We start from the raw sequence: 14033 nt of genomic DNA, 5'->3' as shown, positions 1-14033 counted from the left end.
CATCCTACCCGCTCCCACAAGACCCATGCCAAGAAAAAACGAGCCCCTGCTCCCTCGCCTTCGCAGCTTCCGGCGGGGCGCTCGGTGGGTGCGAAAGAAGTTCGCGCGAGCACCGCGGATGGTTCGGATCGCGGGCAGCGTGACGATGCTGCTTGCGGTCGCAGCGCTCACGAACCTCGTCTATCACGTGATCCGCAAGCCGACCGAGCTGTTCTTCCTTGTCGGCAACGCCCTCGACAAGGAGCCGGCCGAGAATTGGCGGCAATACGGGCCGCTCTTCCGCAAGCTTTCCACCGCTACGATCACGCCCGAATTGCTTGCCGCGCTGGCGCAGGTCGAGAGTTCAGGCAATCCGGTGGCGCGCACCTATTGGCGCTGGCGATGGAGCCTCAATCCCCTCGCGATCTACCGGCCCGCCTCCAGCGCCGTCGGCCTCTACCAGATGCTAGACGCGGCCTACGCCGACGCCGCACGGTTCTGCGTCCGCGGCAACGCGGTCACGGAGACCGGCTGCGGGTTTACCAGCCTCTATAGCCGCGCGATCCCAAGCCACGCCATCGAGCTGGCATCCGTGTATCTGGACCGCAATGTGGCTGACGTTCTCACCCGCGCGGGCGATGTGAAGGCGAGCCCGCAGCAGAAGCAGGATCTGGCCGCCTTCATCCATCTCTGCGGCGCAGGGCCCGCCACAGCCTACGCACGCCGCCACTTTCAGATGATAGCCGGCGAGCGGTGCGGCGATCACCTCGTCGCAAGCTATATCTTAGGGGTCAACGCGATGAAGCGGCAATTTCTGCGCCTTGCGGCGGATGACGGTAATTAGCTCGTAGGGTTGAGCGGCTCGTCCGCCGTAGCTCGACGAGCGAAGGGAATTACGGTGACAGTGCATTCAACTTGTAGATAATTATGGTGATAGTCCGCTCAATTGACTGCCGCGCTCGCGCGGACTGCATACAGAACGACCAAGCGCTCCCTCATCGATCTCGCCAACGACGAGATTGATGACGCGGATGGGGCGAGCATGGTCTCGCGCGCAGGACGGTCAAGATCCGGCAGGATGGCCTTGCCGATGCCCGGCAAAATCTCACCACATGGCCGCCACGCAAGCGACAACCCACAATCGCGATTTCAGCGCAAACACGACGGAGGCTTGCGGCTTCAGCGATATTCAGGAGCCATTTGCAATGTTGAGTGCGGTCGAAAATAAGCCAACGGGAAAATCCGGCCGGCGCGGCGGGAAGAAGAAGGCCGGGCAACGGACCGGGGCCGGCGAGCAACACACAACTGCAGCCCATCAATTGCCGGATGCCTCGGCGGAGATCAGCCAAGAGAACAGGCAAGAGACCGAGCAAGAGATAAGGCAAGAGACGAGCCGAGAGATCAGTGCGCCTGTACCCTCGGCTGCAGCCTTGCCGGGCGAGGCTTCCGGGATGGAGATCGCTGCAAGCGCGCCCGTCGCACCGGTGGAACCCTCCCAGGCCAGCACGCAGGCGATTGCCGATGCCTATAGCGACTACACGAGGACGTCGCTTGAGCACGCCTGGACCTTCCTGGGAAAGCTCGCGACGGCGCGCTCACCAGTCGAGGCCTTTGAGCTTCAGATGGAGTACGCGAAACAGGTGTGCGAATCGTTGATCGCCGAATCCCAGAAGATCGCCGAGTTGCATGGACAATTGACCAGACAAAGGGTCATGCATTTTGAGGGGTTCGTGGCCAGGCTCACCCAGACGACGCTCGAAATCGGCGCGACACGTCACTAACGACAGCTGCGTATTCCGACGCTCCGGGGCCGGAAGACACATGAGCCAGCGAGCGTAGCCCCGATGAGCGCTGCGATATCCGGGGCTGCCCGCTCGACCATTTCCCGGATGTCGCGGAATTACGGTGACAGTGCACTCAACTTATAGGGGGGCCGCGCGATCCCGAGCCACGCCATCGAGCTGGCATCCGTGTATCTGGACCGCAATGTGGCTGATGTTCTCACCCGCGCGGGCGATGTGAAGGCAAGCGCGCAGCAGAAGCAGGATCTGGCCGCCTTCATCCATCTCTGCGGCGCAGGTCCCGCCACAGCCTACGCACGCCGCCACTTTCAGATGATGGCCGGCGAGCGGTGCGGCGATCACCTCGTCGCAAGCTATATCTCGGGGGTCAACGCGATGAAGCGGCAGTTTCTGCGGCTTGCGGCGGATGGCGGCAATTAGCGCGTAGAGTGGGTTAGTTAGCCTGCGGCTGCGCGAAGCGCAGTCCGCCGGCGTAAACCCACCTCTTTCGCTTCCTCGTCGACAAACAGTGGTGGGTTACGCCTTCGAGGCTGGGCAAGTATCCAATGCATCTTCAATGCTGTAGAAAATTATCCGTTGTTGTACGAGGAGGCAGTCAGGAAATTCCATCAAAGTCGCCTTGGGCCCACGCGATAAGAACGATGTTCTACGACGCGGCCGCCGCAATGAATACTTGCCCAGCCTCCTTCGGCTAACCCACCCTACGCGCTAATCAGTTCCGCGCCCGTCGGTGGCCGATCACCACATGCCCCAGAATGTGATCGATAGTCACCACCAATACGGCCACCGCCAGCCCTCATAGCGGACCCACGAGGACACCAAAGGCGGGCCGTAGGGATCGACCCGGTCGTCTTCAGGGCGATAACGATAGCGTGGAACAATATAGTAATCCCACGGCGTTGGCCTGAGCACGGGCGCCGTGACAATAAGCCTCTGCTGGGGTTCACGAACGACTTGGGCCTTCCGCGCCCGGGCTTCGGCACCTGATATCCCAAGGTTACACAGCACCAGGGCCATTCCGAGAGCACACGCGACGGTTATTGTCTTCATGCGTCGGCCTCCTTTTCAAAAGATTGCTAAAGGACGCAAGGCAACGCAAGCCAATTCGCTCTCGACTTGCTTGAATGACCGCTGTTGGCTCTGCCGGACCGCGGCCGCCCGCAGCAAACCGGCCTGCGACCCGAAACGGATTTGGGGTGCGAAGGCCGGCGCAGCGAGCGTAATGCTCCCAGCCGCCGCACCGCCGTGGTTTGGAGCGCCCGCCTGTTGACCCTCCGATAGATCGCAGGATGGATGGAGCGACTTGTCCGCCGTAGCTCGACGAGCGAAGGCGGAAGCGATACCCATCAATTGCCAGCCGCGAAGATGACGCGTTTCGCAAAGGGCTCAACCCATCCTTGTATTAACGTGCTTTCCGCCGCGTGCTTGTGCCCTACCTGATCTTCGCCAAGCACTCCTTCAGCGTACTCGTCCGAGGACGGCCGTCTTGCGAGTTCATCCGGTCTGTAGCTGACTGTCGGTATGGATATCCTTACTGATAGTCGCCAAGTGAGTCGCCTTGAAATTGTGGAGACTGGTCGGCGTCGGCGCTGGTCGGCTGCGGAGAAGCTGCGGATTGTCGAGGAAAGTTGTTCGGGTCCGCGGCTGGTGTCGGCGACAGCACGGCATCATGGGCTTTCGAAACAGCTTCTGTTTTCGTGGCGCAAGGCCTATCGCGAAGGACAGCTTGGCGGCTGTCAGGTCGGTGGATTTGTGCCGGCCCGGATTGTGTCGGAGGTCCAGTCGACGACGGAGCGTGCGGCACCGGCGGCGACTGGCACTCTGGAAGTCGTGACCGCGAATGGCCGACGCGTGATCGTGGATCGCAACGTCGATGTCGCGGTTTTGCTACGGATCATGCGAGGGCTGGAGACACTACCGTGATCCCGATCCCGACGGGCGTGCGAGTGTGGCTGGCGACGGGCCATACCGACATGCGGTGCGGCTTTCCGAGCCTGGCTCTGCGCGTGCAGGAAGTGCTCAAGCGCGACGCCATGGGCGGCGGTCTTTTCTGCTTCAGGGGCAAACGCGGCGATCTTTTGAAGGTCATTTGGCACGATGGCCAGGGAGCATGCCTGTTTACCAAAAGACTCGAGAGAGGAAGGTTTATCTGGCCATCGGTTGCCGGTGAATCGGTAACGATCTCTCCGGCGCAGTTGAGCTATCTGTTGTCCGGGATCGATTGGCGCAACCCTCAAGAAACCCAGCGTCCGACGCGGGTCGGATAGCCGCTTTTACGGTTTGAATCTGCTGCTTGATCTGATTCAATGGCTTCATGATATCGAAGCCAGACGATCTTCCATCGGACCTTGTGAGTGCCCTGGCGGCGCTGCGGGCCGAGCGTGAGGCGCGGCTGCGAGCCGAGGCGGTGGCTGCCAGTGCGCGGGCGGAGCTGTCGGACAACGAGGCGCTGATCGCGCATCTCGAGCTGCGGATCGAGAAGCTCAAACGCGAACTGTACGGGCAGCGCTCCGAGCGCACGGCACGGCTGCTCGAGCAGCTGGAGTTGGAGCTCGAAGAACTCGTCACCACGGCGAGCGAGGATGAGCTTGCCGCGCAGGCCGCAGCGGCGAAGACGCAGAACGTCCGCCCCTTCATGCGCAAGCGGCCGGTGCGCAAGCCATGGCCGGATGACATCGAACGCGAGCGCGTCGTCATTGAGGCTCCAACGACCTGCGCCTGCTGCGGTGGATCGCGGCTGGCGAAGATCGGTGAGGATGTGACCAAGACGCTGGAGGAGATCCCGCGCCGCTTCAAGCTGATCGAGACGGTACGCGAGAAGTTCACCTGCCGCGATTGCGAGAAGATCAGCCAGCCGCCCGCGCCGTTCCATGCCACGCCGCGCGGCTTCATCGGCCCACAATTGCTGGCGACGATCGTGTTCGACAAGTTCGGCATGCATATCCCGCTCAACCGCCAGAGTGCGCGCTTCAAGTGCGAGGGGATCGACCTGCCGTTGTCGACGCTGGCCGACCAGGTCGGCCACGTGACCTTCGCCGTCATGCCGCTCTTCCACTTGATCGAACGCCATGTGCTCGCGGCCGAGCGCCTTCATGGCGATGACACCACCATCCGTGTCCTGGCGAAGGGCAAGTGCACGACCGGGCGGATCTGGACTTATGTGCGGGATGACCGGCCCTTCGCCGGGCCTGCGCCGCCGGCGGCGGTCTATTACGCCTCGAGCGACCGACGAGGCGAGCATCCCCAGAAGCATCTGGCCGCCTTCGCCGGTATCCTGCAAGCCGATTGCTACAACGGCTTCGAGCCGCTGTTCGACCCGCGGAAGAAGGTGCTGCCGATTACGCCGGCGTTTTGCTTTGCCCATGCGCGGCGGGGCTTCTTCGAGCTGGCTGACATCGAGAAAAATGCTCGGGAAGGTAAGAAGGGCAAACCGGTCTCTCCGATCGCGCTGGAGGCGGTCAGACGCCTCGATGCGTTGTTCGAGATCGAGCGCGCCATCAACGGCCGCGGCGCCGACGAGCGGCGCGCCGTGCGCCAGGAAAAGAGCAAGCCGCTTCTCGAGGACATGCACGTCTGGTTGCTGCGTGAGCGCGAAAACCTCTCGCGCTCTTCCGAGGTCCTGAAACCGATCAACTACATGCTCAGGCGCTGGGACGACTTCGCCCGCTTCCTCGACGATGGCAGGATCTGCTTGACCAACAATTGTGCTGAGCGCGCATTGAGAGGCATCGCATTGGGAAGGCGCAACTGGACCTTCGCCGGCAGCCAGCGTGGCGCCGACCGTGCCGCCATCATGCTGACGATGATCACGACCTGTCGCCTCAACGACGTCGATCCCAAGGCCTGGCTCGCCGACGTCCTCGCCCGTATCGCCGATCTTCCCGCTTCGCACCTGCACGAACTGCTGCCCTGGGAATGGAAGCTCCTGCGCCAAGCCGACAAGCCCGCCGATCAGCAGGCTGCCTGACCTTCTCGCAACGCCATCATAGAGCTCGCCGTGCCCGCGCGCATGCGTCAATCAGGCGGTCTTCGTCGTATGCGTACCCTTCAGCCGCTCCAGCTCCGAACGAACCTGCGCCTCCATAGCGTCCTGCAATGCGAGTACGCCCCTGCTGGACAATTCTGCGGAGGCCTTTCGGTCCAGATTCTGCTTCCAATCCCGGATGGCTTGCTTGGTGGCCCTTTGGGCCTCCGACGTCGCCTTGACGTACTCCTTCATGCAGGCGTCGGCCATTGAGCATGTCTGGCAGTCCTCGGCGGCGGCCGGACTTGAAAGAAGCAGGGCGAGTATCGCGGTAAGGACCCTCATGGCGATTCCTCCCCCATGAGCGAGCGTAGCCCGGATGGAGCGAAGCGAAATCCGGGATTGTGCCGCACATTAGGTCCCGGATTGCGCGAAGCCTGTCGTCGGGCGGCGCTACGCGCCGACCCGTTGGCTCCATCCGGGCTACAAGCTCTTAGCCGTGGCAACTACCCACCATGCCATGATGCCCCTGTTTTGCCCGACGGGTCAACGTTCTTCGGTATCACCGAAATCGAAATTCCTGAGTGATTTCTACTTTGCATGGGGTTGTTTTCGATATTTTTGTTGGACGCAGCCTCTCGAGGGCGGCGATGCCAGCATCAAAGCACCCGACCGCCGCTACGCCGCGTCGACCTCCTCGGCACTCGGCGTCGGGCGAGATGCTGATGCGATAGCGAACGCAGCCCGTAGGGTGAGCTGAACGCAGCGATACCCATCGCCAAAGTATCAGCGGAAGTGACGGGTTTCGCGAGGGGCTCAATCCATCCTACGTTCCACGTGCTGTTGTGTCCGTCAGTACCTGGACCTCAGTACTTGGACCTCAGTACTTGGACCTCAGTACTTGGACTTCAGTACCCTGACTTTGAGCTCGAGCCGGTCGTTGACTTCGTGCTCGAACCGGTCGTTGACTTGGTGCTCGTGCCGGTGGTTTGACCTGGAGCGAAATTCGACGCGCCGGGGCTGGTCTTCTTCGAGGCCTTCGCGTGGTGCTTTGCGTGGTGCATCTTATGTCCGGGAGCGTAGCTGGAAGCGCCCGGCTCGCCTTTCTTAGAACCCGTCTGCTGCATCTCCTGACCTGGCGCCTTGCTCGATACGCCCTGAGCAAATACGGCAGGTGCTGTAGCCATGACAGCAGCAACAGAGAGCGCGATGATCTTTGTCTTCATGATGTCCTCCTCCGAATAAGCCCCTCCATGCAACGAAATGAACCCAGCGCCCGTTCCCCTGAACGAATGTTCATAATGAGTGCGGGATTCCCACCAGCGAGCGCCGCAGGGATGGGCCAACGGTCAGCCCGTGGGATGGGCAGAGCGCATGGCTCCCGACCTCACTGGATGAAATCGAAAGGCATCACCGCAAGACAAGACCAGATCACGGCTGTTCTATCAGGATCGGCGAACCGAGTTCATCGAAATGAAACAGCTGAAATATCCGCTGGCCGTTGAAGTCGAGGATTCTCAGATCATCAGTCTCGTGGAGATTGCTCTCGACCGATTGAAAATGCCCGCCGTAGCGCTCTCTGGCGAGCGACAAGGGAACATCAAACGCGACGAACTTGCCGATCCCTTTGTGCCTGAGCACCTCAAGGAGCGTCTGATCGTTTAAGGACTCGTGCGACGTGAGAATGAGCAGCGGGCCGCTCGCCGTGAGCAGCAAAAGCGATTTCATCGGATCCTCCTGTGCAGCCAGACTGAACTCCGGCGTCATAATTTAGCGCGTCAGATAGGTGGAGCGAAGTGAATTGCTGGGATGGGTGGAGCGGCTCGTCCGCCGTAGCTCGACGAGCGAAGGCGGAAGCGATACCGATCAATTGCTGCGGCGAAAGTGACGGGTTTCGCAAAGGCTCAACCCATCCTGCGGCGCTTTAGGTAGCGGAACCATTCGACCTCCATTGCTTTGAGATATGCTGCCTCCGCTAGGGGTGGCAGCGACAAGTTGAGAGGCGAAAATGTTCCTGACGGGACTTGGCGCGGTGCTCATCTTTGGCGGATTCCTGTACATGGCGCGCGCCACTATTTGGCGGGGCCCCCTTAGCGGTCCGGATTCCTCTCGACAGGTTCGCGACACGCTGGAACCGCCTCGCCGGGGCCTGGGATTTCTTGGGATCGCATCGAACTGGCCGGGAATTGTTCTGATGGCCGCCGGTGCAGTGCTGATGGCGTCAGGCGCGAGCTTCTAGTTCTACTGGGTCAGAAAGTCGCAGTACCTGGGATTCAGGAATCAGGTAGTGGGCGGGATTCAGGCCAGCGGTAGGGGCTGAGGATGGATCGCCGAAGGTTTAAGAGCAGTGAATCGCGATTTGCCGCCTATGTCGAGGGGCTTGCGAGCGTGATCGGGCACAAAGACCGAGAGCAGCCGCTTCGCGATTATTGCACCGGGCTGATGCTGCGAGGCGAGCGCAAGAGCGTCGAACCGATCGCAGCGGTCACGGCACCGGCGCGGGTGGCCGCCCAGCATCAATCGCTTCTGCATTTTGTCGGCGAGGGACGTTGGTCCGACGAACGCGTCTTGGCCAAGGTGCGCGAGAAGGTCTTGCCCGAGATCGAGCGTCACGGCCCGATCGAAGCGTGGATTATCGACGATACTGGACTGCCGAAGAAGGGGCGGCAGTCGGTCGGTGTTGCGCGGCAATATTGCGGTCAACTTGGTAAGGAGGACAACTGCCAGGTCGCGGTGTCGCTGTCGATTGCCAACGAACATGCGAGCCTGCCGGTGGCGTACCGGCTGTATCTGCCGCAGGAATGGGCGGAGGATAGCGATCGTCTGCGCAAGGTGGGGGTTCCTGAAGATATTGGCTTCAAGACCAAGCATGAGATCGCGCTGGAGCAACTGCACTGGGCCTGCGCGGCTGGTCTGCCGCGTGGCGCGGCGCTGCTGGATGCCGGCTATGGCAATAACAGCAATCTGCGCGCCGACATCACGGCCCTGGGGCTGGCTTACGTCGCGGGCATTCTGTCGAATACGACGGTGTGGGCAGACGGGACGGGACCGCTGCCGCCGAAGACTTGGTCGGGCCGCGGACGGCCACCAAAGCGCCTGCAGCGCGACGCCAAGCATTGGCCGGTCTCAGTCAAAGACCTTGCACTCGGCCTGCCCAAGCGCGCCTGGCGCACCATCGAATGGCGAGAAGGTTCGGCGGAAACCATGTCTTCGCGCTTTGCGCGGGTGCGGGTGCGTGCCGCGCGGCGTGACGAAAGGCGCCACGAGCCGTGCCCGCAAGAATGGCTCTTGATCGAGTGGCCCAAGGACGAGACCGAGCCGACCAAATACTTTTTGTCGACGCTTCCCGCCGATATCGCCTTTCACCGTCTGGTCTACTTCGCCAAGCTGCGTTGGCGCATTGAGCGCGACTATCAGGAGCTCAAGCAAGAAGTCGGCCTCGGGCATTTTGAAGGTCGGGGATGGCGTGGCTTCCATCATCACGCAACGCTCTGCATCGCAGCTTACGGATTCCTGATCTCCGAAAGGGAGACGATTCCCCCCTCAGGACCTCGTCACGCCCCGATCTTCCCGCAACTTGCCCTTCCCGCAGGTTACCGACCCAGAGGTACTGCCGTTGCGGCCTGAACGTCACATCCCGAACTCAATCGCGACCATGCGCATCCGTTTGGCCAACGCGATCGCCAGAACCTTGCCGCGATGCCCGTGTTGCGGCCAAAGCAAAATGCGACCACGCCCGAAATTTGTGACGCAGTAGAACTAGAGCATGATCCGGAAAAGTGCGAAGCGGTTTTCCGAAAAGATCATGCTCAAACAACAACCTAAAGCGCGATGATGATTCATCCTCATCTCATCGCGCTTTAGGCGGCTTGGCTTGTTTGACTCGCAGCACGGGTGAACGACTTGTCCACCGTAGCTCGGTGAGCGACGGCGGAAGCGATACCCATCACCTTCGCTTCGCCAAGGTGATGGGTTTCGCAAGGATTCAGTCCACCCTACGGATTTACCGCTCCGTGGCCGGTATCTCGTACACCGACACCTTGGCTGCGATCCCGGTCAGCTCTTGCGTCGCAAGCTCCTCATTGGGGGACTCGCCGACCGAGACGTCCTTCATTCTGCGCTTGACCTCTTCGCATGTCTTGCGGACGTCTTCGGTGAAGAGCGCGCATTCTTCGATGCGCTTGAAGATCTTCCGTCCCTCGTCACGATACCCCGCCGCCGTTTCGCGCATGAAGGCAATCGCATCATGGACCTGGACTGTCAGCGCCTCGCATTTTTGCGCGGCCTCGATCAACTCGGTGCCCATGGCCTCGATCTCTTTTGCAGCGGACTCATAGTCGCGAACGACCGCCTCTGCACTGAGCGCGCCGACGCGCGTGACGCCCTCGGTGTGCTCGACGTAATCAGGTAGAGCAATTGAAGCGATCGAGCTTCCCGAGCGAACCGATGCAATGTCCGCCTCGAGTTGCACCAGGTTCACTCCTTCCCGTCTGCGCAATTGTTCAACACTTGCCATGATCGACCCTCCCAATACGCACCCCGCACCCCAAACGGCGCTCAGTGTATTACGGGGTTAAGTGGCATTCCTAACCCGATCTATCGTTGACAGCCCCAGCTTTGCCATTTTTTCCCAGTTGCCAACTGCGGCACGCAGGGATGATGGATGTCATAAGCGTTCAACCTCTCATAATTGCGATTCGCGAAGATGATGGGTTTCGCAAGAACGAGCTCTGATGGAAAAAGCGGGGTTGGTCACCGTCGCGCTCGTGACCATGGAGACGGCGCAACTGTTCCACGTCCGCAACGCGTTTGCCGCCGAAGGCGTCGTTGAGGATCCCGCGACAGGTGCAGCCGCCGCCGCGTTTGCAGGATACCTGCGCGACATCGGCTGGCCGCACGGCGGCGCCATCGACATCGTCCAGGGCGAAGACATGGGACCGAGGTCGCTCATCCGTGCGGAGATAAGTGAAACGGCGGGCAGCTCCATTCGGGTATCAGGCACGGCGCGCTTCATGGACGATGCTGGTTTGCCCGCCGATCACGCCGCCTTGCTCAGCTCGGTCGTGAGCCTCTTCTCCGCATCGGTTGAGAGGGAAGTTCGAAGGACGCGCGGCTTGAATGGCTCGATCTCCGGCAGCACCTTGTCTTCGGTGACTCGATGGGCGGAGCGATGCCCATCGCGAAGCGGACGGGTCTCGCATATGCTCGACGCATTCGATCACTGGGAGGCATCACCATGAACGGCAACCGCTACTACGGCGTCCGCGTCGAGGGCGCCAAATACGGCGTGGGCTTCGGCTCGGCGCTCGCCATCGCGATCTCCTACACCAACAACCATTCGATCCTGTGGGCGATCATCCACGGCATCCTGGGCTGGCTGTACGTGATCTTTGTCGCGCTGTTTCGGTGATATCACACCGGCAGGCGACGGCCGCCCTTAACGGCGCGCAGCTTTCCCTTGCTTTCCTCTCTCCCGCCCCTACGGTGCGCCGCGCACGCACCGGAGACGAGACCAGCCATGAGCGACGCCACGAAATGCCCGAACTGCAATTCGGAGCATGCCTATCAGGATCGCGATCTCTGGATTTGTCCGGAATGCGCCCATGAGTGGAGCGCTGCGGCCGGTGCGGCGGCGGATGCGCCGCAGGAGGCGGGCGTGCGCGATGCCCATGGCAATGTGCTGACGGACGGCGACAGCGTCATCGTGATGAAGGACCTCAAGGTCAAGGGCTCGTCGTCCGTGGTCAAGGGCGGCACCAAGGTCAGGAACATCCGCCTTCAGGACGCCACCGATGGCCACAACATCGCCTGCAAGATCGACGGCATCGGCGCGATGAACCTGAAGTCGGAGTTCGTGAAGAAGGCTTAATTCGCCGACCCCGCCCCGCGAATTATCTCTGCCGCTGCGCCAGATAAAACCCGCACAGCACCGTCACGAGTCCTGCCGCCTGCAACGCCGTCGGCGGCTCGCCGAGCAGCAGCCAGCCGGTGAGCAGCGTCAGCGCCGGCGCGCAAGCCGGAAATACCGCGGCGCGCGCGACGCCGAGGCGCTGAACCGAGACGGCGAACAGATAGAGCGCGGCGGGGCCTGCGAGGACGCCCTGCGCCAGCGCCTGGATCGCGTTCTCCGTGACGCCGATTGCCGCGACGCGGGCGAGCCCGCCGGTCAAGAGATAGATCGGCAGCAACAGCAGCGACAGCACGTTGATGACGAGCGCGGCCGACACGGCGGAGACGCGCCAATGGCGCAACAGCGCGCCGAATCCTGCGAACATGAATCCGGTGAGGACGAAGATGAGGTCACCCCGCACGCCGTCGGCCCCGATATGGCCGATCGATTCCGCGCCGATCACGCAGAGGCCGCCGACGATGACGATGGCGCCGGTGAGGCGCGAGGCGGAAATGTGTTCCTTCAGGAACAAGGCGGCGAGGAGCAGGCCGCCGAGCGTCGCGCAGGACGGCTGGATCACGCTGCCATGGCCGAGCGGCACCAACAAAAAGCCGGTGTAGGAGATCAGCGACATCACCGGACCGCCAAGCACCATCAGCGCGAGGCCCCTGCTCCAGCCGATGCCGCAGAGGTCCGTGATGCCTGCGCGCAGCACCAGCGGCAGGAACGCGATGCCCGACCAGACGTAGCGATGCACCAGGAGATCGACAGGCGTGAAGCCGACCTTCAGGCCGTGCCGCGTGCCGGCAAATCCCAGCGCCCAGAACAGCGCCGCGGACAGGCCGCAGAGCACGCCGATCAGTGCCGGCGCCGCATCGTTGGTTCGAATGGGAGCGTCAGCGCCGCTCGTCCGCTGATCCATGCGGCAAGCGTTATGTCAGCGCACGGTGTGGCTCAACCCATGTAGTTGCAGGGCTGGCCAGCGGAGCAACGCGGAAGATCCGTAGCTTACGCTCCATCCGACCAACTAGAAAAACCGGGGCTGAGATCCAGCCCATACGTCAAGCTCAGCACGAACACGAACAACGAGGCAGCTACGAACAGCGCGGCGTGCTTGAGAATGGACGTACGCGGCGAGGTGATGGCAATGACGGCCTTCTGCGCAACGGGCATGATGCCTCTGGTATGATTTCAAAAATTGGCCGCAACGACGCGGCGGCCGCATCAGGCGCGCGGCCTCCAAAACAAACTATTAAAGACAGGAGCGCCGTTATGAACCGGCATACATGATCGGACCGCTCACGCGAACTTGTTCGCTGCCGGAGTCTCAATCAGCGCATCGGCGCGCAAATCTGCGCCGGAATATTGAACTGCATGGCTCGCGCGACGATGCACGCGACGTCGTGATGCAGCCCCTCGCATAAGGCGGTGGGTCTCGCGTCGCGAGCCCACCTGCCTTCACGCGACGTCAGTTTAGCGTGCCGCACCGATGGTCGCGGTCTTCACCTTGCGCGGGGTCAGCACGCTGGCCTGGTGCACCGTGGCGACCGCGGCAGGCGCCGTCTCCTGCTGCTGGACATGCGCAGCACCCAGCACGCGAACCTGCATGGGCGAGACCGCGAAGCCATTGGCCTCATAGCTCGGCAGCTCGGTGGCGAAAGCGGCGGTGCTGCCCGCGATCGTCAAAATGGCGGCGGCGATCGACAAAGTCTTCTTGGTCATTGGTGGTGCTCCTGGAAGAAGTTCGGAGCATATTTAAGCGTGATTTGCTGCATTGCGATATGCATTGTTGCATTGCAATATCGCGCGGCGCGCATGGCGATATGTTTAATGCACGCAAGGTCTTGGCGGAATCACGCCTGTCGCGACGCGGGGCTGCTCCGACCGGCGTTCAGCCGCCGAGCACGTTGCCCCAGCCATCGAAGACGTAGGCCTTCCAAGCCACGGTTCCATCCGCGCGCGCCCTGCTGGCGCGGCGATAGTCTTCGGCCTGCTCAGTGGTCCAGGTGATGATCCTGTCGGAGACGAGATCGTGCAGGATGGCGGGTTCAGTGGGATCGAAGGCGTCCATGGGACGAAGCGAGGAATGCGTTGTCATGGACGACCAAACGCGCCGGCGGGCACAAGGTTGCGCCCGGCGTCGGGCAAAACACCGCAGTCGAGTCGCGCCTCAAGCAACACACTCTCTCCAGGAGCGACCAGGGCGACGCCCTACTTCAACGCAGTCGCAAGCGCTTGGAGTTTTGCAACGAGGTTGGTGCCGAGAGCGTAGATGACTTCGATGATGGCGAGCGCGATGCCCGCTGCGATCAGGCCGTATTCGATCGCCGTGGCGCCGGATTCATCGGCGGCAAATTCGGCCAGCAGGCATTTCAATTTCACTATCGTGTCCTTCGCG

19 protein-coding genes and 1 pseudogene are annotated in these 14033 nt (G+C 61.8%); 11 read left to right on the top strand and 9 right to left on the bottom strand.

The genetic code is table 11. The features are described from left to right. The first annotated feature begins 25 nt into the window (after window positions 1-25). From IVB18_RS23695 to IVB18_RS23670, 6 genes and pseudogenes are all read left to right on the top strand, one after another. Window positions 26-823 (top strand): transglycosylase SLT domain-containing protein, encoded by a 798-nt coding sequence (locus IVB18_RS23695; protein WP_247991330.1) that lies wholly within the window; start codon window positions 26-28, stop codon window positions 821-823. Between the two features lie 268 nt (window positions 824-1091). Further along, window positions 1092-1760 carry a phasin family protein gene (locus tag IVB18_RS23690; protein WP_247991329.1) on the top strand — a complete coding sequence of 223 codons (669 nt, stop codon included), beginning with the start codon at window positions 1092-1094 and terminating at the stop codon, window positions 1758-1760. A 153-nt stretch (window positions 1761-1913) separates the two neighbouring features. Continuing rightward, a pseudogene (locus IVB18_RS23685) lies at window positions 1914-2201 on the top strand (lytic transglycosylase domain-containing protein); the annotation flags it as partial. Between the two features lie 1101 nt (window positions 2202-3302). Further along, window positions 3303-3704 carry a transposase gene (locus IVB18_RS23680; RefSeq protein ID WP_247983905.1) on the top strand — a complete coding sequence of 134 codons (402 nt, stop codon included), beginning with the start codon at window positions 3303-3305 and terminating at the stop codon, window positions 3702-3704. Further along, entirely contained in the window at window positions 3701-4048 is a 348-nt protein-coding gene (gene tnpB, locus IVB18_RS23675) for an IS66 family insertion sequence element accessory protein TnpB (RefSeq protein WP_063676425.1), read from the top strand. Before IVB18_RS23680 ends, tnpB begins: the two co-directional genes overlap by 4 nt. A gap of 47 nt (window positions 4049-4095) precedes the next feature. Continuing rightward, entirely contained in the window at window positions 4096-5748 is a 1653-nt protein-coding gene (locus IVB18_RS23670; RefSeq protein ID WP_247983904.1) for an IS66 family transposase, read from the top strand. A 51-nt stretch (window positions 5749-5799) separates the two neighbouring features. Here IVB18_RS23670 and IVB18_RS23665 read toward each other — a convergent pair whose 3' ends face one another. The 3 genes from IVB18_RS23665 to IVB18_RS23655 form a co-directional block, all read right to left on the bottom strand. Then, window positions 5800-6090, bottom strand: coding sequence for a hypothetical protein (locus IVB18_RS23665; protein ID WP_247991328.1), 291 nt, complete (start codon window positions 6088-6090; stop codon window positions 5800-5802). Window positions 6091-6653: 563 nt separating this feature from the next. Next, the gene (locus IVB18_RS23660; protein ID WP_247991327.1) at window positions 6654-6971 is read right to left on the bottom strand and encodes a hypothetical protein; all 318 of its coding nucleotides are present in this window, start codon (window positions 6969-6971) and stop codon (window positions 6654-6656) included. Window positions 6972-7176: 205 nt separating this feature from the next. Next, window positions 7177-7473, bottom strand: a complete 297-nt coding sequence (locus IVB18_RS23655) for a cytosolic protein (RefSeq protein WP_247991326.1) — start codon at window positions 7471-7473, stop codon at window positions 7177-7179. Window positions 7474-7753: 280 nt separating this feature from the next. On the opposite strand from IVB18_RS23655, the gene IVB18_RS23650 reads away from it, so the two are divergent. Beyond that, a complete protein-coding gene (locus IVB18_RS23650; protein ID WP_247991325.1) occupies window positions 7754-7984 on the top strand; it encodes a hypothetical protein in 231 nt (76 codons plus the stop codon). Between the two features lie 83 nt (window positions 7985-8067). Next, window positions 8068-9372, top strand: coding sequence for an IS701 family transposase (locus IVB18_RS23645; protein ID WP_247984493.1), 1305 nt, complete (start codon window positions 8068-8070; stop codon window positions 9370-9372). Between the two features lie 376 nt (window positions 9373-9748). On the opposite strand, the gene IVB18_RS23640 is transcribed toward IVB18_RS23645, so the two are convergent. Further along, window positions 9749-10261 carry a hypothetical protein gene (locus tag IVB18_RS23640; protein WP_247991716.1) on the bottom strand — a complete coding sequence of 171 codons (513 nt, stop codon included), beginning with the start codon at window positions 10259-10261 and terminating at the stop codon, window positions 9749-9751. A gap of 217 nt (window positions 10262-10478) precedes the next feature. Here IVB18_RS23640 and IVB18_RS51985 point away from each other — a divergent pair, with 217 nt between their 5' ends. The 3 genes from IVB18_RS51985 (at window position 10479) to IVB18_RS23625 (ending at window position 11614) form a co-directional block, all read left to right on the top strand. Beyond that, window positions 10479-10985, top strand: a complete 507-nt coding sequence (locus IVB18_RS51985; RefSeq protein ID WP_346732655.1) for a PhzF family phenazine biosynthesis protein — start codon at window positions 10479-10481, stop codon at window positions 10983-10985. Further along, the gene (locus tag IVB18_RS23630; protein WP_018644642.1) at window positions 10982-11155 is read left to right on the top strand and encodes a hypothetical protein; all 174 of its coding nucleotides are present in this window, start codon (window positions 10982-10984) and stop codon (window positions 11153-11155) included. Before IVB18_RS51985 ends, IVB18_RS23630 begins: the two co-directional genes overlap by 4 nt. 108 nt (window positions 11156-11263) lie before the next feature. Next, entirely contained in the window at window positions 11264-11614 is a 351-nt protein-coding gene (locus tag IVB18_RS23625) for a zinc ribbon domain-containing protein YjdM (protein ID WP_247991324.1), read from the top strand. A 22-nt stretch (window positions 11615-11636) separates the two neighbouring features. Here IVB18_RS23625 and IVB18_RS23620 read toward each other — a convergent pair whose 3' ends face one another. The 5 genes from IVB18_RS23620 to IVB18_RS23600 all read right to left on the bottom strand — a co-directional run bounded on the left by IVB18_RS23620 (window position 11637) and on the right by IVB18_RS23600 (window position 14011). Further along, the gene (locus IVB18_RS23620) at window positions 11637-12557 is read right to left on the bottom strand and encodes a DMT family transporter (protein ID WP_247991323.1); all 921 of its coding nucleotides are present in this window, start codon (window positions 12555-12557) and stop codon (window positions 11637-11639) included. Between the two features lie 86 nt (window positions 12558-12643). After that, window positions 12644-12808, bottom strand: coding sequence for a hypothetical protein (locus tag IVB18_RS23615; RefSeq protein WP_247991322.1), 165 nt, complete (start codon window positions 12806-12808; stop codon window positions 12644-12646). Between the two features lie 300 nt (window positions 12809-13108). Further along, window positions 13109-13357, bottom strand: a complete 249-nt coding sequence (locus IVB18_RS23610) for a hypothetical protein (protein ID WP_247991321.1) — start codon at window positions 13355-13357, stop codon at window positions 13109-13111. A 169-nt stretch (window positions 13358-13526) separates the two neighbouring features. After that, window positions 13527-13733 carry a hypothetical protein gene (locus IVB18_RS23605; protein ID WP_247991320.1) on the bottom strand — a complete coding sequence of 69 codons (207 nt, stop codon included), beginning with the start codon at window positions 13731-13733 and terminating at the stop codon, window positions 13527-13529. Window positions 13734-13846: 113 nt separating this feature from the next. Continuing rightward, complete coding sequence (locus tag IVB18_RS23600; RefSeq protein ID WP_247991715.1) at window positions 13847-14011, bottom strand: Flp family type IVb pilin; 165 nt, start codon at window positions 14009-14011, stop codon at window positions 13847-13849. Window positions 14012-14033 lie beyond the last annotated feature (22 nt).

The organism is Bradyrhizobium sp. 186 (genome assembly GCF_023101685.1).
In the GTDB taxonomy this organism is placed as follows: domain Bacteria; phylum Pseudomonadota; class Alphaproteobacteria; order Rhizobiales; family Xanthobacteraceae; genus Bradyrhizobium.
Note: the sequence above shows the minus strand (reverse complement) of the source record. Positions and strands in the feature narration are given on the sequence as shown.